This is a genomic window from Nocardioides sp. LHD-245, from assembly GCF_030929495.1.
In the GTDB taxonomy this organism is placed as follows: Bacteria; Actinomycetota; Actinomycetes; order Propionibacteriales; family Nocardioidaceae; genus Nocardioides.
In genome coordinates this window covers 44094-64257 of the sequence record NZ_JAVFWN010000006.1, presented here as the reverse complement: position 1 = coordinate 64257, position 20164 = coordinate 44094, and the positions used below count along the sequence as shown (strand labels likewise).

General features: G+C 72.8%; 23 protein-coding genes. 20 read left to right on the top strand and 3 right to left on the bottom strand.

Annotated elements, in window-relative coordinates:
• The first annotated feature begins 8 nt into the window (after window positions 1-8).
• The 7 genes from hisD to RB608_RS10870 are packed head-to-tail and all read left to right on the top strand — an operon-like array spanning window position 9 to window position 5645.
• A complete protein-coding gene (hisD, locus tag RB608_RS10900) occupies window positions 9-1325 on the top strand; it encodes a histidinol dehydrogenase (RefSeq protein ID WP_308088195.1) in 1317 nt (438 codons plus the stop codon).
• Window positions 1322-2443 (top strand): histidinol-phosphate transaminase, encoded by a 1122-nt coding sequence (locus tag RB608_RS10895; protein ID WP_308087918.1) that lies wholly within the window; start codon window positions 1322-1324, stop codon window positions 2441-2443. The genes hisD and RB608_RS10895 overlap by 4 nt, the downstream gene beginning before the upstream one ends.
• The gene (gene hisB, locus RB608_RS10890) at window positions 2440-3066 is read left to right on the top strand and encodes an imidazoleglycerol-phosphate dehydratase HisB (protein WP_308087917.1); all 627 of its coding nucleotides are present in this window, start codon (window positions 2440-2442) and stop codon (window positions 3064-3066) included. The genes RB608_RS10895 and hisB overlap by 4 nt, the downstream gene beginning before the upstream one ends.
• Entirely contained in the window at window positions 3063-3719 is a 657-nt protein-coding gene (gene hisH, locus RB608_RS10885; RefSeq protein WP_308087915.1) for an imidazole glycerol phosphate synthase subunit HisH, read from the top strand. The genes hisB and hisH overlap by 4 nt, the downstream gene beginning before the upstream one ends.
• A gap of 28 nt (window positions 3720-3747) precedes the next feature.
• Entirely contained in the window at window positions 3748-4485 is a 738-nt protein-coding gene (gene priA, locus RB608_RS10880; protein ID WP_308087914.1) for a bifunctional 1-(5-phosphoribosyl)-5-((5-phosphoribosylamino)methylideneamino)imidazole-4-carboxamide isomerase/phosphoribosylanthranilate isomerase PriA, read from the top strand.
• Window positions 4486-4501: 16 nt separating this feature from the next.
• Window positions 4502-5278 (top strand): imidazole glycerol phosphate synthase subunit HisF, encoded by a 777-nt coding sequence (gene hisF, locus RB608_RS10875; RefSeq protein WP_308087913.1) that lies wholly within the window; start codon window positions 4502-4504, stop codon window positions 5276-5278.
• 16 nt (window positions 5279-5294) lie between these two features.
• Window positions 5295-5645: a hypothetical protein gene (locus tag RB608_RS10870; protein WP_308087912.1), complete on the top strand. Its 351-nt coding sequence runs from the start codon at window positions 5295-5297 to the stop codon at window positions 5643-5645.
• A 12-nt stretch (window positions 5646-5657) separates the two neighbouring features.
• Here the strand turns inward: RB608_RS10870 and RB608_RS10865 are convergent, their stop codons facing one another.
• The gene (locus tag RB608_RS10865) at window positions 5658-5837 is read right to left on the bottom strand and encodes a hypothetical protein (RefSeq protein ID WP_308087911.1); all 180 of its coding nucleotides are present in this window, start codon (window positions 5835-5837) and stop codon (window positions 5658-5660) included.
• A 210-nt stretch (window positions 5838-6047) separates the two neighbouring features.
• Here RB608_RS10865 and RB608_RS10860 point away from each other — a divergent pair, with 210 nt between their 5' ends.
• The 5 genes from RB608_RS10860 to RB608_RS10840 are packed head-to-tail and all read left to right on the top strand — an operon-like array spanning window position 6048 to window position 10733.
• Window positions 6048-6431 carry a hypothetical protein gene (locus tag RB608_RS10860; RefSeq protein WP_308087909.1) on the top strand — a complete coding sequence of 128 codons (384 nt, stop codon included), beginning with the start codon at window positions 6048-6050 and terminating at the stop codon, window positions 6429-6431.
• A 9-nt stretch (window positions 6432-6440) separates the two neighbouring features.
• Window positions 6441-6698 carry a type II toxin-antitoxin system CcdA family antitoxin gene (locus tag RB608_RS10855; RefSeq protein WP_308087908.1) on the top strand — a complete coding sequence of 86 codons (258 nt, stop codon included), beginning with the start codon at window positions 6441-6443 and terminating at the stop codon, window positions 6696-6698.
• Entirely contained in the window at window positions 6682-7071 is a 390-nt protein-coding gene (locus RB608_RS10850; RefSeq protein ID WP_308087906.1) for a type II toxin-antitoxin system VapC family toxin, read from the top strand. Before RB608_RS10855 ends, RB608_RS10850 begins: the two co-directional genes overlap by 17 nt.
• Window positions 7072-7107: 36 nt before the next feature.
• Window positions 7108-8904 carry an ABC transporter ATP-binding protein gene (locus tag RB608_RS10845; RefSeq protein ID WP_308087905.1) on the top strand — a complete coding sequence of 599 codons (1797 nt, stop codon included), beginning with the start codon at window positions 7108-7110 and terminating at the stop codon, window positions 8902-8904.
• Window positions 8901-10733 carry an ABC transporter ATP-binding protein gene (locus RB608_RS10840; protein ID WP_308087903.1) on the top strand — a complete coding sequence of 611 codons (1833 nt, stop codon included), beginning with the start codon at window positions 8901-8903 and terminating at the stop codon, window positions 10731-10733. The genes RB608_RS10845 and RB608_RS10840 overlap by 4 nt, the downstream gene beginning before the upstream one ends.
• Here RB608_RS10840 and RB608_RS10835 read toward each other — a convergent pair.
• The gene (locus RB608_RS10835; protein WP_308087901.1) at window positions 10730-14158 is read right to left on the bottom strand and encodes a fibronectin type III domain-containing protein; all 3429 of its coding nucleotides are present in this window, start codon (window positions 14156-14158) and stop codon (window positions 10730-10732) included. The two genes, RB608_RS10840 and RB608_RS10835, sit on opposite strands and share 4 nt — an antisense overlap.
• A 140-nt stretch (window positions 14159-14298) precedes the next feature.
• Between RB608_RS10835 and hisI the strand changes: the two genes are divergently transcribed.
• Genes hisI through RB608_RS10815 form a run of 4 tightly spaced genes read left to right on the top strand, consistent with a single transcriptional unit; the run spans window position 14299 to window position 16046 of the window.
• On the top strand, window positions 14299-14649 hold the full coding sequence (gene hisI, locus RB608_RS10830) for a phosphoribosyl-AMP cyclohydrolase (protein WP_392390987.1): 351 nt from the start codon (window positions 14299-14301) through the stop codon (window positions 14647-14649).
• The gene (locus RB608_RS10825; protein ID WP_308087900.1) at window positions 14642-15325 is read left to right on the top strand and encodes a Trp biosynthesis-associated membrane protein; all 684 of its coding nucleotides are present in this window, start codon (window positions 14642-14644) and stop codon (window positions 15323-15325) included. The genes hisI and RB608_RS10825 overlap by 8 nt, the downstream gene beginning before the upstream one ends.
• Before the next feature lie 59 nt (window positions 15326-15384).
• Complete coding sequence (locus RB608_RS10820) at window positions 15385-15585, top strand: HGxxPAAW family protein (protein ID WP_308087899.1); 201 nt, start codon at window positions 15385-15387, stop codon at window positions 15583-15585.
• A 20-nt stretch (window positions 15586-15605) separates the two neighbouring features.
• Entirely contained in the window at window positions 15606-16046 is a 441-nt protein-coding gene (locus RB608_RS10815; protein ID WP_308087897.1) for a DUF2752 domain-containing protein, read from the top strand.
• 78 nt (window positions 16047-16124) lie between these two features.
• Here RB608_RS10815 and RB608_RS10810 read toward each other — a convergent pair whose 3' ends face one another.
• The gene (locus tag RB608_RS10810; protein ID WP_308087896.1) at window positions 16125-16457 is read right to left on the bottom strand and encodes a DUF4190 domain-containing protein; all 333 of its coding nucleotides are present in this window, start codon (window positions 16455-16457) and stop codon (window positions 16125-16127) included.
• A gap of 183 nt (window positions 16458-16640) precedes the next feature.
• On the opposite strand from RB608_RS10810, the gene trpC reads away from it, so the two are divergent.
• Genes trpC through RB608_RS10790 form a run of 4 tightly spaced genes read left to right on the top strand, consistent with a single transcriptional unit; the run spans window position 16641 to window position 20149 of the window.
• Window positions 16641-17441 carry an indole-3-glycerol phosphate synthase TrpC gene (trpC, locus tag RB608_RS10805; RefSeq protein ID WP_308087895.1) on the top strand — a complete coding sequence of 267 codons (801 nt, stop codon included), beginning with the start codon at window positions 16641-16643 and terminating at the stop codon, window positions 17439-17441.
• Window positions 17442-17458: 17 nt separating this feature from the next.
• On the top strand, window positions 17459-18706 hold the full coding sequence (gene trpB / locus RB608_RS10800; protein ID WP_308087894.1) for a tryptophan synthase subunit beta: 1248 nt from the start codon (window positions 17459-17461) through the stop codon (window positions 18704-18706).
• Entirely contained in the window at window positions 18703-19557 is an 855-nt protein-coding gene (trpA, locus tag RB608_RS10795) for a tryptophan synthase subunit alpha (protein ID WP_308087893.1), read from the top strand. The genes trpB and trpA overlap by 4 nt, the downstream gene beginning before the upstream one ends.
• Window positions 19544-20149 (top strand): SCO family protein, encoded by a 606-nt coding sequence (locus RB608_RS10790; RefSeq protein WP_308087892.1) that lies wholly within the window; start codon window positions 19544-19546, stop codon window positions 20147-20149. Before trpA ends, RB608_RS10790 begins: the two co-directional genes overlap by 14 nt.
• The last annotated feature ends 15 nt before the right edge of the window (window positions 20150-20164 follow it).

Here is a 20164-nt window from a genome sequence, read left to right as displayed (position 1 = left end):
GCATGTCCCTGATCCGCCGCATCGACCTGCGTGACGCCGCCTCCGACGTCGACTATCGCGCAGCAGTGCCCCGTGCCGACTTCGACATCGAGGCTGCGGTGCCGGCGGTGCATGCGATCTGCGAGGAGGTCCGCACTCGAGGGATGGACGCGATCGTGGAGTTCGGGGAGAGGTTCGACGGCGTGCGCGTCGACGACATCCGGGTCGCGCCGGCCGCGATGCGGGCGGCGCTCGACAACCTCGATCCCGACATCCGGGCCGGCCTCGAGGAGTCGATCCGTCGGCTGCGCGCGACCTGTGCCAACGAGCTGGAGCAGGACGCCGTCACCGACCTCGGCCCCGGCGCTCGCGTGACCCACCGCAAGGTGCCGGTCGGCCGGGTCGGCCTCTACGTCCCCGGCGGCCTCGCCCCCCTGGTCTCGTCCGTGCTGATGAACGTCGTCCCCGCACAGACCGCGGGCGTCGAGTCGATCGCGCTCGCGAGCCCGCCCCAGAAGGAGTTCGGGGGCTCGGTCCACCCGACCATCCTGGCGGCCTGCGCGCTGCTCGGCGTCGAGGAGGTGTACGCCGTCGGCGGCGCCCAGGCGATCGCGATGTTCGCCTACGGCCTCAATGACGCAGATCCCTGCCGGCGCGTCGCCCGTGTTGATCTGGTCACCGGTCCGGGCAACATCTGGGTGGTCACCGCCAAGCGGATCCTCAAGGGCCAGGTCGGCATCGACTCCGAGGCCGGTCCCACCGAGATCGCGATCCTCGCCGACGACACCGGCAATGCCGCCTATGTCGCCGCCGACCTGATCAGCCAGGCCGAGCACGACCCGCTGGCCGCCTCCGTCCTCGTCACCACCTCGGAGCGGCTGGCCGCCGAGGTCGAGGCGGAGCTCGACCAGCAGGTCGCCGCGACCAAGCACAGCGAGCGGATCACGACCTCGCTCGGCGGCAGGCAGTCCGGCATCGTGCTGGTCCGCGACCTCGAGCAGGGCCTGGCTGTCGTCAACGCCTACGCCGCCGAGCACCTCGAGATCCACACCGAGGACGCCGCCGCGTGGGCGGCCCGGGTCCGCAACGCGGGCGCGATCTTCGTCGGCCCGCACGCCCCGGTCAGCCTCGGCGACTACTGCGCCGGGTCCAACCACGTGCTCCCGACGGCGGGCTGCGCCTGCCACTCCTCGGGGCTCTCGGTCCGGGCGTTCACCAAGTCCGTGCACGTCATCGACTACTCGGCCCAGGCCCTCGCCGACGTAGCCGCCCACGTGGTGACCCTCGCCGAGGCCGAGGACCTGCCCGGTCACGGGGCGGCCATCACGGTCCGGTCCGCGCGATGACCGCAGCCACCGCCGGCGGCTGGCCGCCGCTGCGCGACGAGCTGCGCGGCATCGAGCCCTACGGCGCTCCGCAGCTCGACGTCCCGGTCCAGCTCAACGTCAACGAGAACCCCTACGGTCCCTCGCCGGCCTGCGTCGCGGACATCGCGACCGCGGCCGCGGAGGCGGCGGTCACGCTCAACCGCTACCCGGACCGGGAGTTCGTCGCCCTGCGCACCGCGCTCGCGGCGTACCTCTCGAAGGACACGCCCGCGGGCATCGTCCCCGAGCAGGTGTGGGCGGCCAACGGGTCCAACGAGATCATGCTGCAGCTGCTGCAGGCCTTCGGCGGCCCGGGGCGCACGGCGGTCAGCTTCGCGCCGACCTACTCGATGTACCCCGAGTACGCCCGCGACACCAACACCCGCTGGGTGGCCGGCCGCCGCGCCGACGACTTCACGCTCGACCTCGACGCCGCGCGCGACCTGGTCAAGACCGAGCAGCCGAGCGTGATCCTGCTGCCCAGTCCCAACAACCCGACCGGGACGGCGCTGCCGCCCGACGCGGTCGGCATGCTCTGCGAGGCCGCCGGGGACCATGACGTCAACGGCATCGTTGTCGTCGACGAGGCGTACGGCGAGTTCCGGCGCACCGGTGTCCCGAGTGCACTCGAGCTGCTGTCGTCGTACCGCAACCTGGTCGTGACCCGCACGATGAGCAAGGCGTTCGCGGGCGCCGGGCTGCGGCTGGGCTATCTCGCCGCCGCGCCGGAGATCTGCGACGCGATCCGGGTCGTGCGGCTGCCCTACCACCTCTCCGCCGTCACCCAGGCGGTCGCGCTGGCGGCGCTCGGGCACGCGCCGGAGCTGCTCGGCAAGGTCGAGGACCTGCGCCGCGAGCGGGACGCACTGGTCGACGGGCTCCGCGCCGAGGGGTACGACGTCGCCGACTCGGACGCCAATTTCGTGTTGTTCGGTCGATTCGCCGACCGTCATGCTGTCTGGCAGGGTCTCCTCGACCGGGGAGTCCTGATCCGGGAGACCGGGCCCGAGGGGTGGCTGCGGGTCTCGGTCGGCACCCCCGACGAGATGGCGGCCTTCCGGGCCGCACTGACCGACGTAGATGGAGAGCGCGCATGACTGCCAGGACCGCCACCCCCAGGATCGGACGCTGTGAGCGGCAGACCAGCGAGTCGACGGTCATCGTCGAGGTCGACCTCGACGGCGCCGGCAAGCACGACATCTCCACGGGCGTCGGCTTCTACGACCACATGCTCACCGCGTTCGCGCGCCACGCGCTGGTCGACCTCACCGTGCGGACCGAGGGCGACGTCCACATCGATGCCCACCACACCGTCGAGGACACCGCCATCGCGCTCGGCCAGGCCCTGCGCGCGGCGCTGGGGGACAAGAAGGGCATCCGGCGCTTCGGCGACGCGACCGTGCCGCTCGACGAGGCGCTCGTGCACGCGGTGGTCGACGTGTCGGGGCGGCCGTACTGCGTCCACACCGGCGAGCCGGAGGGCCAGCAGTACGTCCAGCTCGGTGGCTCCGGGGTGTCCTACCTCGGCTCGCTCACCCAGCACGTCTTCGAGTCGATCGCGTTCCACGGCCACTTCGCGCTGCACGTGCGGGTGCTCGCGGGCCGCGAGCCGCACCACATCGTGGAGACGCAGTTCAAGGCGTTCGCCCGGGCGTTCCGCGACGCGGTCGCGATCGACCCGCGCGAGACCGGCATCCCGTCCACGAAGGGCGCTCTGTGAGCGCTCCGTCCGTCGTCGTCCTCGACTACGGCTCCGGCAACCTGCGCTCCGCCGTGCGCGCCGTCGAGCGCGCCGGGGCGGATGTCACCCTGACCGGCGATCTCGACGCGGCGATGGAGGCCGACGGGCTGCTCGTCCCGGGGGTCGGCGCGTACGAGGCCTGCATGCGCGGGCTGCGCGCGATCCGCGGCGAGCGAGTCATCGCGCGCCGGCTGTCCGGCGGCCGTCCGGTGCTCGGCATCTGTGTCGGCATGCAGATCCTGTTCGAGAAGGGCATCGAGCACGGCGTCGAGACCGACGGCTGCGGCGAGTGGCCGGGTGTGGTCGAGCGGCTCCAGGCGCCGATCGTCCCGCACATGGGCTGGAACACGGTCGACGTGCCTGCCGGGACCCGGCTGTTCGACGGGATCGAGGACGAGCGGTTCTACTTCGTGCACTCCTACGGCGTGCGCGCGTGGACGCTGGTCACCAACGACCGCACGCCCGACCGCTTCCAACCGCTGGTGACCTGGGCCGAGCACGGCCCCGCCGGCGCCGCCGACCGTTTCGTCGCGGCCGTCGAGAACGGACCGCTCTGCGCTACGCAGTTCCACCCGGAGAAGTCGGGGGACGCGGGCGCCCAACTGCTGAGGAACTGGGTGACGTCACTGTGAGCACCCCGCACGTCCAGAGAGGGATCACATGACCGACTACTTGGAGATGCTGCCGGCCGTCGACGTCAAGGGGGGCCAGGCCGTCCAGCTGGTACAGGGCGTCGCCGGCTCCGAGAAGCGGTTCGGCGACCCCGTCGAGGCCGCCCTCCGGTGGCAGGAGGCCGGGGCGGAGTGGATCCACCTCGTCGACCTCGACGCCGCCTTCGGTGAGGGCAACAACCGCGAGCTGCAGGCCGAGATCGTCGGCCGCCTCGACATCCAGGTCGAGATGAGCGGCGGCATCCGCGACGACGAGTCGCTGGAGGCCGCGATGGCCACCGGGTGCCGCCGGGTCAACATCGGCACCGCCGCCCTGGAGCAGCCGGAGTGGTGCGCACGCGCCATCGCGACGTACGGCGACCGGGTGGCCGTCGGCCTCGACGTCCGCGGCCGCACCCTGGCCGCGCGTGGGTGGACCAAGGAGGGCGGGGACCTCTACGAGACCCTTGCCCGCCTCGACGCCGAGGGCTGCGCCCGCTATGTCGTCACCGACGTCAACAAGGACGGCATGCTCCAGGGCCCGAACCTGCAACTGCTGCGGGACGTGTGCGCCGCGACCTCCAGCCCGGTCGTCGCCTCCGGCGGCGTCACCACCCTCGACGACATCCGCGCGCTGATGGAGCTCGTCCCGGTCGGTGTCGAGGGCGCGATCGCCGGGACCGCCCTCTACACCGGGCAGTTCACCCTCGAGGACGCGCTCGAGCTGACCCGGGGCGGGCTGGTATGACGCGGGCGGCCCTGCGATGACGTTGGCCGTGCGGGTGATCCCGTGCCTCGACGTCGACGGGGGTCGGGTCGTGAAGGGCGTCAACTTCCAGGCGCTGCGCGACGCCGGCGACCCGGTCGAGCTGGCCCGGCTCTACGACGCCGAGGGCGCCGACGAGCTCACCTTCCTCGACATCTCCGCGTCCCACGAGGGACGGGCGACGACGATGGACATCGTGTCGGCCACCGCCGAGCAGGTCTTCATCCCGCTGACCGTGGGTGGCGGGATCTCCTCGGTCGACGACGTCGACCGGCTGTTGCGGGCGGGGGCCGACAAGATCGCCGTCAACACCGCCGCCATCCGCCGCCCGGAGCTGATCTCGGAGATCGCCGGACGGTTCGGCAACCAGGTGCTGGTCCTCTCCGTCGATGCCCGCCGGGTCCCGGCCGGCGCGGAGGCGCCGGGGGACTCGGGCTTCGAGGTCACCACCCATGGCGGCCGCCGGTCCGCCGGGATCGACGCGATCGCGTGGGCGGCCCGGGCAGCCGAGCTCGGCGCCGGCGAGATCCTCCTCAACGCGATGGACGCCGACGGCACCACCGACGGCTTCGACCTCGAGCTGATCCGCAAGGTGCGCGGGGAGGTCTCGATCCCTGTCATCGCGTCCGGCGGCGCCGGTGCGGTCGAGCACTTCCCGCCCGCCGTCGAGGCCGGCGCGGACGCCGTCCTCGCCGCGACGGTCTTTCACTTCGGCACGCTGCGGATCGCGGACGTGAAGTCCTCGCTGTCCGCGGCAGGTGTGCCGGTCCGGTGAGCGGGAGGGTGCGGCCATGAGCTACGACGTGTACCAGCCGGGCGACGCCCCCGAGCCCGGCGCCGCGCCGCCCACCGAGGACGAGCTCGGCGGCCGCGGGCCCTGGCGGGTGGCCATCGAGTACTCCAACCAGGGCCAGGCCAAGCCGCCCACCGTCGTCCGGATCGGCCAGGCGGAGCACGCCGACCGGACGACGGCGATGCTCGCCGCCGCCCGTGCCGCCCGTGAGTTCGACCCGCCGGACCCGTGGTCGGAGCAGAAGCGCGAGATCTTCCGCGACGGCCGCGACGGCTTCCTCGTCATCATCGAGGGCGCCACCTCGACCTTCCACATGAGCGTGCGGATCGTCGCCCCGGTCGTCACCTAGCCACGCCCGCCGTCACGAGGCAGCCGGTCCCTCGGCGCCCTCGTCGGCGAGGTCGCCGACGGATCCCGACGGCAGGTCGCGGGCAGGAGGCGTGCGCAGGTCGGGCTCGCCCACCCCGGCGCCGGCGCAGCCGCTCAGCAGCACGGCGACGGTGAGGCAGAGGAGCGCGGGGCGGGTACCGAGAATGTCCATGCCAGCAGCATGCGCCGATCGTCGCGATCGTGCGTGCGGTCATCCACAGGTTCTCGGATCGGGGCTGGCGGGGCGCGCTTGGCGCGTGCAGGGTGGAGCTCCCATCCGCACCTCTTCTCGGGAGTCATCGTGCATGCACCGCTTCACCCATCGGACGGCGTCGTCATCAGCGGCGCCCTCCAGATCGCACCGCACCTGAGTCGCGACGCCATGGATCTCCTGCAGGCGATCGCAGCGGCGAGCCTTCGGCCGGCGGTCGACGACACGCCGTCGGCGCTCGTCGACCAGTTGGCTCCTGGGCATCCGGACGGCCCGAGCCCCTGGGTCTCATGCCCGGAGGGCTGCTGTCTCGACATGAATGACGACACCTACATACGGATCGATGCGATCGAGCCGTGGCTGTCCTATCTCGTCGGAACACTTCTCGTCGATCATTCCTTCTCGGGTGCCCTCATGTTCTGGGACTGTGCAGAGCGCACCTTCTCGGCGCTGGTGATCGACGGCACCCGGGTCTGCCGGAAACCGGTCCTCCGACGCCGGGACCGCACGAGAGGCCAACGGGCGAGAGCACTCCGGCCCATCGAAAGTGTGTAGCATGTGTGTATGGCACGCCTCAACGTCTACGTTCCCGACGAGCTGGCCGTTCGTGCGCGGGAGGCGGGGCTCAACGTGTCGAAGCTGACCCAGGAGGCGATCGAGACCGAGCTGCAACGTCGGGACCTGCGCGCATGGATGGAACGGGTCCGGGCGAATCCGCCGCTCGAAGAGATCCCTCGCGAGGAGCACCACCGCATCATGGACGAGGTGCGCGACGAGTTCGGCATGCGTTGGGAGGACGTCGACGATGCGCATGGTGATTGACGCCTCGTCGGTCGTCGACCTGCTCGAGTCCACCGCGATTGCAGCGAGAACCCGAGAGATCGTCGGTGGCGGTCCGCTCGACGCGCCTGATCTCGTCACGGCCGAGGTGTTGTCCGCGCTGGCTCGCCGCGCGAGAGCCGGGCGACGCGGCACCGACGGTGCGCTGCGGGTGTTCGGGGAGATGCCGATCGTGCGGCACGACAGTCATCTGCTGCTGTCGGAGGCGTGGCGGCTGCGCGGCAGCATTCGGGTGACCGATGGCTTCTACGTGGCGCTGGCCCGCTCGCTCGGCGTACCGCTGGTCACCTCGGACGCTCGACTCGGACGCGCGGTCGAGCAGCAGGCACTCTGCGACGTACGCATCGTCTCGTGAGGAATAGGCTCGCGCGACAGCGGGTTGCGGGGTGAAGTGAGCGCAGGAACCGGTACGACGTCCGCCGGCTTCGGCGTGCTCTGGGTGGCCATCAAGCGGGAGCCGTGGATCTTCGCGGTCTCGACCGTCGGGAGCGTCCTCTTCGGCGCGCTGACCGTCGCGGACGCCTGGGTGCTCGGCTGGTCGACGGACCATGTGGTGATCCCGGCCTTCCGGGACGGCGAGATCGGGGCGGGGCTGCTCTGGGCGGTGCTCGGACTGTTCGTCGGCGTGGCGATCCTGCGGGCCGTCGGGATCGTGGCGCGGCGCCTGGGCGCGGGGGTCATGCAGTACCGGATGCAGGCGCACAGCCGTCGCGCCGTCACCCGCCAGTACCTCCGGCTTCCGATGGCGTGGCACCAGAAGCACCCGACCGGCGAGCTGCTGTCCAACGCCAACGCCGATGTCGAGGCGGCCTGGGGCCCGATCGCGCCGCTCCCGATGGCCGTCGGCACGGTGGCGATGATGGTGATCGCCGTGGTGCAGATGCTGGTCACCGACCTGGCGCTGGCCGCGGTCGGCCTGCTGGTCTTCCCCCTGGTCATCGTCGTCAACATCGTCTACCAGCGGCTCGCCCAGGGCTGGGCGACGCGCGCGCAGGAGTTGCGCGCCGAGCTCTCCGAGATCGCCCACGAGTCGTTCGACGGGGCGCTCGTCGTCAAGACGCTCGGCCGCGAGCCCGAGGAGACCCGGCGGTTCCGGGCCAAGGCCGAGGAGCTGCGCGAGGCCAACATCCGGGTCGGCCGGATCCGGGCCGCCTTCGACCCGGCGCTCGCCGCGCTGCCGAGCCTGGCGGTGCTGGTCGTCCTGGTGGTCGGCGTCCACCGCGTCGTGTCCGGCGCGACCGTCGCCGGCGACGTCGTGACGGTGTCCTACCTGCTGACCGTCGTTGCGTTCCCGATCCGCTCGATCGGCTGGCTGCTGGGCGACTTCCCGCGCAGCGTCGTCGGCTACCGACGGGTGGCCGCCGTCCTGGCCGCCACCGGCGCGATGGAGTACGGCGACCGGCCGCTGCCGACGCGCGCGGGCGGAGCCCGGCTCGAGGTCGATGGGGCGGCGTTCGGCTACGTCGCCGGCCGGCCGCTGCTGCGCGAGGTGAGCTTCGACGTCGCCCCGGCCCGCACGGTGGCCCTCGTCGGCGCCACCGCGTCGGGCAAGAGCACCCTGGTCGGCCTGCTCGCCCGCCTGGTCGACGTCGACGCCGGTGCGATCCGGATCGACGGCATCGACCTGCGCGAGGTGCATCGCGGCGGGCTCGCCGAGACGCTGGCCGTCGTACCCCAGACGGCCTTCCTCTTCGACGACACCGTCCGCGGCAATGTGACGCTGGGACGTCGGGTGGGAGCCACGGACACCACGGACGACGAGGTCTGGGCGGCCTTGCGCACGGCCCAGGCCGACGGCTTCGTCGCCGCCCTGCCGGCGGGGCTCGACACCCGTCTGGGGGAGCGCGGCACCTCCCTGTCCGGCGGCCAGCGGCAGCGACTCGCCCTGGCGCGGGCGCTGGTGCGGCGCCCGCGGCTGCTCGTGCTCGACGACGCCACCTCCGCGGTCGACCCGGAGGTCGAGGCCCGGATCCTCGCGGGTCTCGGAGCCGAGGACACCACCCTCGTGGTCGTCGCCTACCGCAAGGCGACGATCGGGCTGGCCGACGAGGTGCTCTACCTCGTCGACGGCCGGATCGCCGACCGCGGACCGCACGACGAGCTGGTCGCCCGCAACGCCGACTACGCCCGGCTCGTCAACGCCTACGAGACCGAGCACGAGAACGACGTCGTGGAGGTCGCCCCGTGAGCACCACCCTGAACACGGAGCCGGGCACCCCGGAGCACACCCGTCTCGCGACGGGCGAGGACATCGGAGCCTGGGAGACGATCCGCCGCGGCATCCGTCACTCGCCCGAGCTCGTGGAGGGCGTCGGCTGGACGCTCACCCTCGCGGTGCTCGCCTCGGTGGGCCAGGTCGTCGTCCCGATCGCGGTCCAGCAGACCGTCGACAAGGGCCTGCGCGGATCCGGTGGCCCCGACCCGACCTTCACCACGTGGCTCGCGCTCGCCTCGGCGGTCGCGATCGTGGTGACCAGCTGGGCGTCGTACGCCATGACGGCCCGGCTGTTCTCCTCCGCCGAGCGCGGGCTGGCGACGCTGCGGGTCAAGGCGTTCCGCCACGTCCACGACCTCCCGCTGCTCACCCAGAACACCGAGCGCCGCGGGGCGCTCGTGTCCCGCGTGACGAGCGACGTCGACCAGGTCAGCCAGTTCCTCGTCTTCGGTGGCCTGATCTTCGTCGTCAGCATCGGTCAGATGCTCATCGCGACCGTCGTGATGGTCTTCTACAGCTGGCAGCTCGCGCTCGTGGTCTGGATCTGCTTCGCGCCGCTCTTCTTGAGCCTGCGCTACTTCCAGCGCAAGCTGGCCGCGGCCTACGGCACCGTACGACGCCAGGTGGGCGTGCTGCTCTCGGCCGTCTCCGAGCCGGTGGTGGGCGCGGCGGTCGTGAAGTCCTATGCGATCGAGGCGCGCACGCAGGAGCGGATCGACACCGCGATCGACACCCACAAGACGGCGAGCACCCGCGCCCAGGGGTTCACCGCGTTCTCGTTCAGCCTCGGCGGCATCTCGGCCGGCATCGCCAATGCGGGGGTGCTGATCGTCGGGATCTGGCTGGGCCAGGGCTTCGCGTGGGGAGAGGGGATCACCGCCGGCGAGGTGCTCGCCTTCGCGTTCTTGGTCACCCTGTTCGTCGGCCCGGTCCAGATGGGCACCCAGATCCTCACCGACGCCCAGAACGCCATCGCCGGCTGGCGTCGGGTGATCGGCATCCTGGACACTCCGGCGGACCTGCTCGATCCCGGCCCCGACGGGCAGAGCCTGCCGAAGGGCGCGATCGACGTCCGGTTCGACGGTGTCTCCTTCGCCTATCCCGGGGGACCGGCGGTGCTGAGCGACATCGACCTCGAGATCCCCGCCGGCCAGCGGGTCGCGGTCGTCGGCGAGACCGGATCCGGCAAGTCGACGATCGCCAAGCTGTTGACCCGGCTGATGGATCCCGGCCGGGGACGGGTGCTGCTCGACGGCATCGACCTGCGCGAGATCGCCGAGGGCGCGCTGCGCCGCAGCGTGGTGCTCGTGCCCCAGGAGGGCTTCCTCTTCGACGACACCCTGGCCGCCAATGTCCGCTACGGCCGCCTCGGCGCCACGGAGGCGGAGATCAGCGAGGCCGCTCGGACGATCGGTCTCGGCGACTGGCTGGCCGGTCTGCCGGAGGGTGTCGAGACCCGGGTCGGTCAGCGGGGCGAGGCGCTGTCGACGGGGGAGCGGCAGCTCGTGGCACTGCTGCGTGCCCAGCTCGCCGACCCGGACCTGCTCGTCCTCGACGAGGCCACCAGCGCCGTCGACCCCGAGCTGGAGACCCGGATCGGCCGGGCGCTCGAACGGCTGATGAGCGGGCGCACCTCGGTCACCATCGCCCACCGGCTCTCGACCGCGGAGGCCGCCGACGTCGTGGTCGTCGTCGACCGCGGCCGGATCGTCCAGCACGGTCCGCACGACGAGCTCGTGCGGCAGGCGGACACCCCCTATGCGCGTCTGCACGCGTCGTGGGTGGCGCAGCACGGTCGCTAGGGCCGGCGTACCCGCACCGTCGTCGTCCGGCTCGCCTTGGCGTCACCCAGCTCGTTCGTCGCGACCACGCTCACCCGGTAGGTGCCCGCGGCGAGCTTCCGCAGGACGAGCCGGTGCTTGGACGCCGCGACCACCCACGACCGCCCGTTGACGCGGACGGTGTACTGCGTCAGCGGCGCGCCCTGTGCGGACGGCTCGCGCCACCTCACGACCAGCCGAGGGCGCTCGCCCTTGACGGTGGCGGTGGGCTTGGCGACCCGACCCGGCCGGCGGGCGGGGACCACGCTGTTGGACGGCGCCGAGGCGAGACCCGCCCCGGCGGCCGTCGTCGCGGTCACCGTGAAGGTGTACGACGTCCCGTTGACGAGGCCCGGGACGACGATCTCGCGCACGGTGGCGCCGACCGTCGTCTGCTGGCCGCCGGGATGGGTCGTCACGACGTAGCCGGTGACCGGGGAGCCGTTGCCGTCGGCCGTGGTCCAGCTGACCGTGGCGGACCGGTCGCCGCGCTGGGCGCGCACGGTGGCCGGCGCTCCTGGTGCCTGGGCGGACACGACCTCGGGCGTGACCGCGTCGGAGGGGACCGACGCCGCACTGTTGCCGACGGGGTTGGTGGCGATGACGGTGAAGGTGTAGGCCGTGCCGTTGGTCAGGCCGGTCACCGTGCAGCTCAGGCCGGCGGTCGTCGCGCACGCGCCGCCCGCGGGTGAGCTGAGGACGGTGTAGCGCTCGACCGCGGCGCCGTTGCCGTTCGCCGCGCTCCAGGTGACGACGGCCGATGCGTCGCCGCGGACGGCGGTGGGTTTGGCGACCGTGCCGGGTACGCCGGCCGGGGTGACCGCGTTCGACGACGCCGACGCCGGGCCGGTGCCGAGCAGGTTGCTGGCCGTCACGGTGAAGGTGTAGGCCGTGCCGTTGTCCAGACCGTCGACCAGAGCGGTGGTGCCGGTGCCGGCGACGTCGACCGGCCGCTCCCCGGGATGGGCCCTCACGGTGTAGCCCGTGATGGCCGAGCCGTTCCCCGGGGCCGCGGTCCAGGTGACGACGGCGGCGCCGTCGCCCCGGGTCGCGGAGGGAGCGGCGACCTGGCCCGGCGCCGCGGCCGGGGTGACCGCGTTCGACGGCTGCGACGGCGTGCCGTCGCCCACGTCGTTGGCGGCGGTGACGGTGAAGGTGTAGGCCGTGCCGTTGTCGAGACCGTCGACCGTCGTCGAGGTGGCGTCGCCGTCGACCGTGGCGGACCTGCCGCCGGGGGCGGCAGTGACCGTGTAGCCCGTGATGGGTGAGCCGTTGCCGCCGGTCGCGGTCCAGGTGACCGTTGCGGATGCGTTGCCGCGCACGGCGGCCGGCTTGGCGACGGTACCGGGGCGGCCGGCGGGGACGACCTCGGTCGACGGCTCGGAGACGGCGCCGGAGCCGAGGGTGTTGGTGGCGACCACCGTGAAGGTGTACGCGATGCCGTTGTCGAGACCGTCGACCGTGGCCGCGGTCGAGGTGCCGTCGACGATCACGGTCCGCCCGCCCGGAGCGGCCTTGACCGTGTACGCCGTGACCGGGTGGCCGTTGCCGTCGGCCGCGGTCCAGGTGATCCGCGCGGCGCCGTCGCGGCGCTCCGCGCTCGGTCGGGCGACCTGGGTCGGGACGGTGGCCGGCACGACGCCGGCGGACGGCGCCGAGGCGGGGCCGTCGCCGATCGCGTTGCTGGCCCGTACGGTGAAGGTGTAGGTGGTCCCGTTGGTGAGCCCGGTGACCGTCGCGTGGGTCGTGGAGCCGTCGACGGTCACGGACGTGCCGCCGGGCGTGGTGGTGACGGTGTAGCCGGTGACGGGCGAGCCGTTGCCGTTCGCCGCCGTCCAGGCCACGGTGGCCGACTGGTTGCCACGGGCCACGATCGGCTTGGCGACCGCGAGCGGGGCGCCTGCGGGGGTGACCGCCGCGGACGGCTCGGAGGCCGGACCGGCGCCGCTGGCGTTCGTGGCGGCCACGGTGAACGTGTAGGCGGTGCCGTTGGCGAGGCCGGTCACGGTGGCGGTGCGCTTGTCCCCGGCGACCGTGACGATGGTGTCGCCCGGAGAGGTGGTCACGGTGTACGTCGTGACGTCCTGACCCTCGTTGCCCTCCTCGGTCCAGGTCACGGTCGCGGTCCCGTCGCCGGCGGTCGCGACCGGCCGGACCACGCGGTGGGGAACGCCCACCGGGACGACGCTGTTGGAGGCCGCGGACGCCGCGCTGTCGCCCACGGCGCTCGTGGCGACCACGGTGAAGGTGTAGGCGGTGCCGTTCGTCAGGCCGGTGACGCCCGCGGTCGTCGTACCGCCGGCGACGGTGACCTCGCTGCCGCCGGGGCTCGCGGTGACCGTGTAGCCCGTGATCTCGGCGCCGTTGCCGTCGGCGGCCGGCCAGGTGACGGTCGCCGACTCGTTGCCGCGCTCCGCGACCGGGGTGCCCGGCGCCCCGGGCAGGCCTGCCGGTGTCACCGCGGCGGACGCCGGCGAGGCCGGGCTGTTGCCCAATGCACTGCTCGCCACGACCGTGAACGTGTAGGCCTGGCCGTTCTGGAGGCCGGTGACGGTGCAGCTGAGGCCGTCGGTGGCGGCGCACGCCTTGCCGCCGGGGCTGGCGACGACGGTGTAGCTGGTGATGGGGGAGCCGTGGTCGGCCGGAGCCGTCCACGACACCGTCACCGCCCGGTCGCCGCGGACGGCGGACGGCTGGGCGACCTGGGCCGGAGCGCCCAGGGTGGCGGCGGTCGGTGCGGAGGTCGCGATGCCGGTCAGGCCGCCGACGGTGTTGTAGACGCGGACCGAGATCTGCTTGCCGGCGTCGCCGGCCCCAGGCGTGTACGACGGCCCGTTGGCTCCCGGGACGGGCGCGCCCTCGACGAGCCACTGCCGGGCGAAGGCGCCGCCGGCGCTCCAGGTCCCGTGGTCGGTGGTGAGGGGAACCCCGGTGACGGGCGCACCCGAGCCGGCCGTGTTCGTGATGACCGGGGGCGTCGTGTTCGACGGTGTCGGAGCCCCGTTCGACGCCTTGACCGTGACCGCGGCCGACGTCGCGGACCCGTCGGTGTAGCCCTCGTGCGAGGCGGTGACCCGCACGCTGAACTCGGGCCAGTTGAGGCTCTGCCAGGGGCTCACGCTCGGCGTGTACGTCGCCGCCGTCGCGCCGGCGATCACGTTGCCGTTCGAGTACCACTGGTACGCGAACCCGGTCCCCGCGGCCGGATCCCACACGCCCGGGTCCACCTGCAGCACCTCGCCGGAGCTCGCCGTGCCGCTGATCGTCGGCGGCAGTGCGTTGGTCACCGGGGGGAGCGGGTCGGCCGCGGCGGCACCGCTGGGCACGGTGAGGACGGCCAGCGCCAGCAGGAGAGTCGTCACCGGCGCGAGCAGGATCAGGGCTGCGCGACGAACGCGGGGGGACATGGTGCCTCCAGGGACGAGGAACGGACGGTGCACCCGGACCCCCGATGGCACGGTGACAGTGAGCCCTCAACGAGAACGTGATCGCGTTCGTTACGGACGCCCCGCAGGGCGCGCTGGCCCCGTTGGCGATACTGGAGCCTGTGAGTTCCCTCGACCCGGCTCTGGCCGACCGCCTGCGGCGCACCCCCGACGGTCTGGTTCCGGCGATCGTCCAGCAGCACGACTCCGGCGAGGTCCTCATGCTCGCCTGGATGGACGACACGGCCCTGCACCGCACCCTCACGACCGGCCGGGCGACGTACTGGAGCCGATCGCGGCAGGAGTACTGGGTGAAGGGCGGGACCTCCGGCAACCCGCAGCTGGTCAAGGAGGTGCGCCTCGACTGCGACGGCGACACCCTGCTCGTCAAGGTCGACCAGATCGGTGTCGCCTGCCACACCGGGACCCGCACCTGCTTCGACGACGGACTGGTCGAGGGCCTCGATGGCTGAGGCCCGGGCCACCTTCGGTCCCGTCGTGCTGCTCGGCCTGGCGGGCAGCGGATTCGCCGCGGTCGCGGGACACAAGGCGATGCTGTCGATCCCCGAGGCGACGGTCACCGCGGCCGGCGGGCTCGCGCCGAGCATGGCGGAGCGGTCGGTCGAGTTCCCCCTCGCCGGTGCACTCGCCCTGGTCGCCCTGGCGGCCTGGGGAGTCCTGCTGGTGACCCGCGGCGTCGTCCGCCGGGTGGCGGCCGGGCTCGCGCTGCTGGCCGCGGCCGGCATCCTCGTGGTCGTGGTGGTGGGTGGCTTCGTCCAGGACCAGGACGCCGCGGGCGACCTGGCGACGCGCCTCGGTCTCAACCTCGAGGCGGTCGACGTCGAGCGCTCCGGATGGCTGTGGGTCGCCCTGGTGTGCTCGCTGGTCGCGCTGGTCGCGGCCGGGGCGGCGGTGCGCCTGGTGCCGGCGTGGCCCGCGATGGGCAGTCGGTACGACGCCCCGACCGGCGCGGCCGCCGCGGGCGCGGCGGCGAGTGCGGGCCAGGACCCCGCCGAGCAGTCGAACCTCGACCTGTGGAAGTCCCTGGACGAGGGACACGATCCGACCGGCGATCCGACCGGCGACCCGACCGGCGACCCGACCGGCGACCCGACCGGCGACCCGACCGACGACCCGACCGGCGGCTGAGGCCTCGCGACCCCTAGAATCACACCCGATCCACCCGAACGAGCGAGGAGTTCCCACTCATGGCCGACAACCACGGCAACACCCCTGCGGCCTGGACCGCGGTCCTGGTCTCGCTCGTCGGCTTCGTCGTGGGTGCGGTCGGCATGTCCCTCAGCCCGTTGAACTGGCCCCTGTTCTGGGTCGGCACCGCGGTCGTCCTCGCGGGCGGCGTCGTCTTCGTGGTGATGGCCAAGATGGGACTCCACGAGTCCGGCCACTGAGCCGATGAGTCACTGAGCCGATGAGTCTCGCGGCGACCCCCGTCCGGGCCCCCGCCGCGCAGGCGCGCGGGCGGCGGATGGTGCCGCCGCTCCTCGTCGCCGGCGGGATCGCCGCGGCGACGATCGCCCTGCATCTGCGTGACCCCCACGACCAGGGCAGCTGGGGCCTGTGCCCCTCGGCGGCCCTGGGCTTCTACTGCCCCGGCTGCGGCGGCCTGCGCGCGGTCAACGACCTCGGCGACCTGCGGATCGCCGACGCCGCGTCCAGCAACCTGCTCTTCGTCGCGACGATCCCGCTCTTCGTGTGGATCTTCTGGCGCTGGAGCGCCGGGCGCTGGACCGGTCGCGCCTGGGACCCCGACAGCCGCGCCGTCGCTCGGCTCTCCGCGGTGCTGATCGCCGTGATGGTCGTGTTCTCGGTCGTGCGCAACACCCCCGCGGGCGCCTGGCTCGCGCCCTGAGGCCCGCCCGCGCCGCGACGTACGACGCCCCCTGTCCCGGTCGGGACAGGGGGCGTCGCGCGTGTCGACGTGATCCGCTCAGCTGTTGCCGAGCGCCACGACGAAGATGATGCCGTAGACCACGATGCCGACGACCATGAGGATCGAGGCGATCATGCCGCAGATGCGCCCGGCGTTGATCGTGCCGCGGTTGGTGTACGCGCCCGGGTTGGCGTCGATCTCCTGGATCGCCTTGTTGCCCATCACCCAGGCCGCGATGCCCAGGGGGCCACAGCACACGAGGCCGAGGATGCCCAGGATCAAGATGGTGGTGCCCTGCGGGTGGTCGCCCCCGGCGAAGCCCCCGGTGCCGTAGCCGCCGGCCGGCGGCGGAGGCGGAGTGCCGTAGTTCGGCGGCTCGTTGTAGCTCACGATGGTCCCCTTCTCAGGTCTGCAGATGTCGTGCGGCCCGACCGAGTTCCGGGCGGTGTGTGGAACCCTAACGGCCGCGTGCCACACTCGACACCATTCGTCGGTGTTTCGGTGCCGTCGGACCTTGCCCAGCGCGGGCGAGCTTTGAACCTGCCCACCTGCGAACCACCACGGAGGCGTCAGATGTCGGCCCCCCAGGCCCCCCAGCCCACGGTGCTCGACGGGATCGTCGCCGGAGTGCTCGACGACCTCGCCACGCGCCAGACGGCCCTCTCCGAGGCGGACCTGCGGGCAGCGCTCGCCGATGTCGACCCCGCGCGCGACCCGATGCCGCACTTCCGGGCCGCCGGATCGAGCGTCATCGCCGAGGTGAAGCGCAAGAGTCCGAGCAAGGGCGCGCTGGCCGACATCCCCGACCCCGCCGCGCTGGCGCGGGAGTACGCCGCCGGCGGTGCCGGCGCGATCAGCGTCCTGACCGAGCGGCGTCGCTTCGGGGGCAGCCTCGACGACCTGCGCGCCGTACGCGCCGCGGTTGACGTCCCTGTCCTCCGCAAGGACTTCATCGTCACCGAGTACCAGCTGCTCGAGGCGCGCGCGGCCGGCGCCGACCTCGCCCTGCTGATGGCCGTCTGCCTGCCGGGCGACCGGCTGGGGCAGCTCCACGACTTCGCCCGCGAGCTGGGCCTGACGGTCCTCCTGGAGGTCCACGACGAGGAGGAGACGGCCCGTGCGGTCGACGTCGGCGCCGAGCTGATCGGCGTCAACGCACGCGACCTCAGGACTCTCGAGATCGACCCGGCCGTCTTCGGCCGACTCGCCCCCCACATCCCCGACGACCGGGTCAAGGTCGCGGAGTCCGGCATCTTCGGCCCCGCCGACGTCGCGCGGTTCGTCGGCGAGGGGGCACGCGTGGTCCTCGTGGGGGAGGCGCTGGTCAAGGACGGAGCGCCGCGCACGGCGGTCGCGGCGATGACGGGGCTGTGAGCATGGCGGAGGCAGGCATGGACACGACGGGTTCGACGGGCGCATACGGTGCCGACGCCCTGGGCTGGTTCGGCGGCGCGGGCGCGTTCGGCGGCCGGTTCATGCCGGAGGCGCTGATCGCGGCGCTCGACGAGCTCGACATCGCCTGGCGCGAGGCCATGGCCGACCCCGCCTTCACCGGCGAGTTCGAGCGGCTGCTCACCGACTACGCCGGCGTCCCGAGCATGCTCTACGACGCCACCCGGCTCTCCGAGCACGCCGGGGCCCGGATCCTGCTGAAGCGCGAGGACCTCAACCACACCGGCGCCCACAAGATCCGCAACGTGCTCGGCCAGGCGCTGCTCACGAAGCGGATGGGCAAGACCCGGGTCATCGCCGAGACCGGGGCCGGGCAGCACGGCGTCGCCTCGGCCACGGCCGCGGCCTACCTCGGGCTCGACTGCACCGTCTACATGGGCGAGGTCGACACCGAGCGGCAGGCGCTCAACGTGGCCCGGATGCAGCTGCTCGGCGCCGAGGTGATCCCCGTCAAGAGCGGCTCACGCACTCTCAAGGACGCCATCAACGAGGCCCTGCGCGACTGGGTGGCCAGCGTCGACGAGACCGCCTATCTGTTCGGCACCGCCGCCGGACCGCACCCGTTCCCGAGCCTGGTGCTCAGCTTCGTGCGCGGGATCGGCGACGAGGCGCGCCGGCAGTGCCTCGACCAGTACGGCGCGCTGCCCGACGCGGTCGCGGCCTGCGTGGGCGGCGGATCCAACGCGATCGGCCTGTTCGCCGGCTTCGTCGACGACCCCGAGGTCGCGATCTACGGCTTCGAGGCGGGCGGCGACGGCGTCGAGACCGGCCGCCACGCCGCCACCATCTTCGCGGGCTCGATCGGCGTGCTGCACGGCGCGCGCACCTACGTCCTGCAGGACGAGGACGGCCAGACCATCGAGTCCCACTCGATCTCGGCGGGCCTGGACTATCCCGGCGTCGGGCCGCAGCACTCCGCGCTGTCGGCGGCCGGGCGCGCGACGTACCTGCCGGTCACCGACGCCGAGGCGATGGACGCGATGGCTCTGTTGGCCCGCACCGAGGGCATCATCCCGGCCGTGGAGTCCGCGCACGCGGTCGCCGGCGCGCTGCGGCTCGCGCGGGAGCGACCGGGCCAGACGATCCTGGTCAACCTCTCGGGGCGCGGAGACAAGGACATGGGCACCGCCCTGGAGTACTTCGGGCTCGGGCAGGCCGGGACCCGCGGGCAGGGGGAGACGAAGTGACCAGCAGCAGCGCCGCGTTCGCGAGGGCGCGGTCCGAGGACCGGGCTGCCCTGGTGGGCTACCTGCCCGCCGGATTCCCCGACGTCGACGGGAGCATCGCCGCGCTGAAGGCCATGGTCGAGGCCGGCTGCGACGTGATCGAGATCGGTCTGCCCTACAGCGACCCGGTCATGGACGGCCCCACCATCCAGGCGGCCGCGCAGCAGGCGCTCGACGCCGGCGTCCGGACGACCGACGTGCTCCGTGTGGTCGAGGCCGTCGCCGCGACCGGCACGCCGACCCTCGTGATGACCTACTGGAATCCCGTGGAGAGCTACGGACGCGTCAGCGGGCGGAGCCATCAGCGCAGTGGCGCCGAGCGATTCGCGCAGGACCTGGCGAACGCCGGGGGAGCCGGCCTGATCACGCCCGATCTCACCCCGGACTTCGCGCCGGAGTGGATCGCCGCGGCCGACGAGCGCGACCTCGACAAGGTCTTCCTCGTCGCGCCCTCCTCGACCGACGAGCGGATCGCGATGACCACCGCCGCCGCCCGCGGCTTCGTCTACGCGACCGGCGTCATGGGGGTGACCGGCACCACGCAGGCGACGGCCGCGGGCGTCGCCCCCCTGATCGCCCGGACCAAGGCGCTGAGCCCGGCCGGGGCCGACCTGCCGGTCGGGGTGGGGGTCGGGGTCAGCTCCGGCGCGCAGGCCGCCGACCTGGCGGTCAAGAACGGCATCGGCGCCGACGGGGTGATCGTGGGCTCCGCGTTCGTCCGCACGCTGCTCGACCACCCCGACGACCGGGCGGCCGGGCTGAGGGCCCTCGCCGCGCTGACCGAGGAGCTGGCCGGAGGTGTCCGTGCGTAGGCTCGCCATGCTCGTCGCCATGGTCGGCCTCCTCGCCTCCGCCTGCAGCAGCGGCAGCGCGCCGGAGGAGTTCGCCGGCATCCGGCTGAAGAACCCCTATCAGGCGGCCGACATCGCGTTGACCGACACCAGCGGGACGCCGTACTCCCTGGGCTCCGACACCACGAAGCCGCTCACCGTCGTGTTCTTCGGCTACACCAACTGCCCCGACTTCTGCCCGATGGTCATGAACAACCTCGCGGCGGCGATGAACCGGCTCGACGCCGACGACCGCAGGTCGGTCGACGTGGTCTTCGTGACCACCGACCCGGCCCGGGACGACGAGAAGACCCTGCGCGCCTATCTCGACCAGTACGACAAGGGGTTCATCGGCCTCACCGGCGACCTCGACACCATCATCGAGGTCGGCGACCCTCTCGCCATCTACGTGAACGACGGCGTCAAGCTGCCCACCGGCGGCTACGACCTCGGCGGCCACTCCACCTTCACCCTCGCCATCGACAGCAGCCACCAGGCGGTCGCACTGTGGAACCAGGAGACCTCCAGCACGGAGTTCGCCTCCGACATCCACACGCTGCTGACCGAGGACTGACCCCCGTCCGTTCCC

What these genes read in the sequence shown, in the direction of transcription:
- RB608_RS10895 (WP_308087918.1), top strand. Translation starts at nt 1,322, where the DNA reads ATGACCGCAGCCACCGCCGGCGGCTGGCCGCCGCTGCGCGACGAGCTG.
- hisB (WP_308087917.1), top strand. Translation starts at nt 2,440, where the DNA reads ATGACTGCCAGGACCGCCACCCCCAGGATCGGACGCTGTGAGCGGCAG.
- priA (WP_308087914.1), top strand. Translation starts at nt 3,748, where the DNA reads ATGACCGACTACTTGGAGATGCTGCCGGCCGTCGACGTCAAGGGGGGC.
- hisF (WP_308087913.1), top strand. Translation starts at nt 4,502, where the DNA reads ATGACGTTGGCCGTGCGGGTGATCCCGTGCCTCGACGTCGACGGGGGT.
- RB608_RS10870 (WP_308087912.1), top strand. Translation starts at nt 5,295, where the DNA reads ATGAGCTACGACGTGTACCAGCCGGGCGACGCCCCCGAGCCCGGCGCC.
- RB608_RS10865 (WP_308087911.1), bottom strand. Translation starts at nt 5,837, where the DNA reads ATGGACATTCTCGGTACCCGCCCCGCGCTCCTCTGCCTCACCGTCGCC.
- RB608_RS10860 (WP_308087909.1), top strand. Translation starts at nt 6,048, where the DNA reads ATGGATCTCCTGCAGGCGATCGCAGCGGCGAGCCTTCGGCCGGCGGTC.
- RB608_RS10855 (WP_308087908.1), top strand. Translation starts at nt 6,441, where the DNA reads ATGGCACGCCTCAACGTCTACGTTCCCGACGAGCTGGCCGTTCGTGCG.
- RB608_RS10850 (WP_308087906.1), top strand. Translation starts at nt 6,682, where the DNA reads ATGCGCATGGTGATTGACGCCTCGTCGGTCGTCGACCTGCTCGAGTCC.
- RB608_RS10835 (WP_308087901.1), bottom strand. Translation starts at nt 14,158, where the DNA reads ATGTCCCCCCGCGTTCGTCGCGCAGCCCTGATCCTGCTCGCGCCGGTG.
- RB608_RS10825 (WP_308087900.1), top strand. Translation starts at nt 14,642, where the DNA reads ATGGCTGAGGCCCGGGCCACCTTCGGTCCCGTCGTGCTGCTCGGCCTG.
- RB608_RS10820 (WP_308087899.1), top strand. Translation starts at nt 15,385, where the DNA reads ATGGCCGACAACCACGGCAACACCCCTGCGGCCTGGACCGCGGTCCTG.
- RB608_RS10815 (WP_308087897.1), top strand. Translation starts at nt 15,606, where the DNA reads ATGAGTCTCGCGGCGACCCCCGTCCGGGCCCCCGCCGCGCAGGCGCGC.
- trpC (WP_308087895.1), top strand. Translation starts at nt 16,641, where the DNA reads ATGTCGGCCCCCCAGGCCCCCCAGCCCACGGTGCTCGACGGGATCGTC.
- trpB (WP_308087894.1), top strand. Translation starts at nt 17,459, where the DNA reads ATGGACACGACGGGTTCGACGGGCGCATACGGTGCCGACGCCCTGGGC.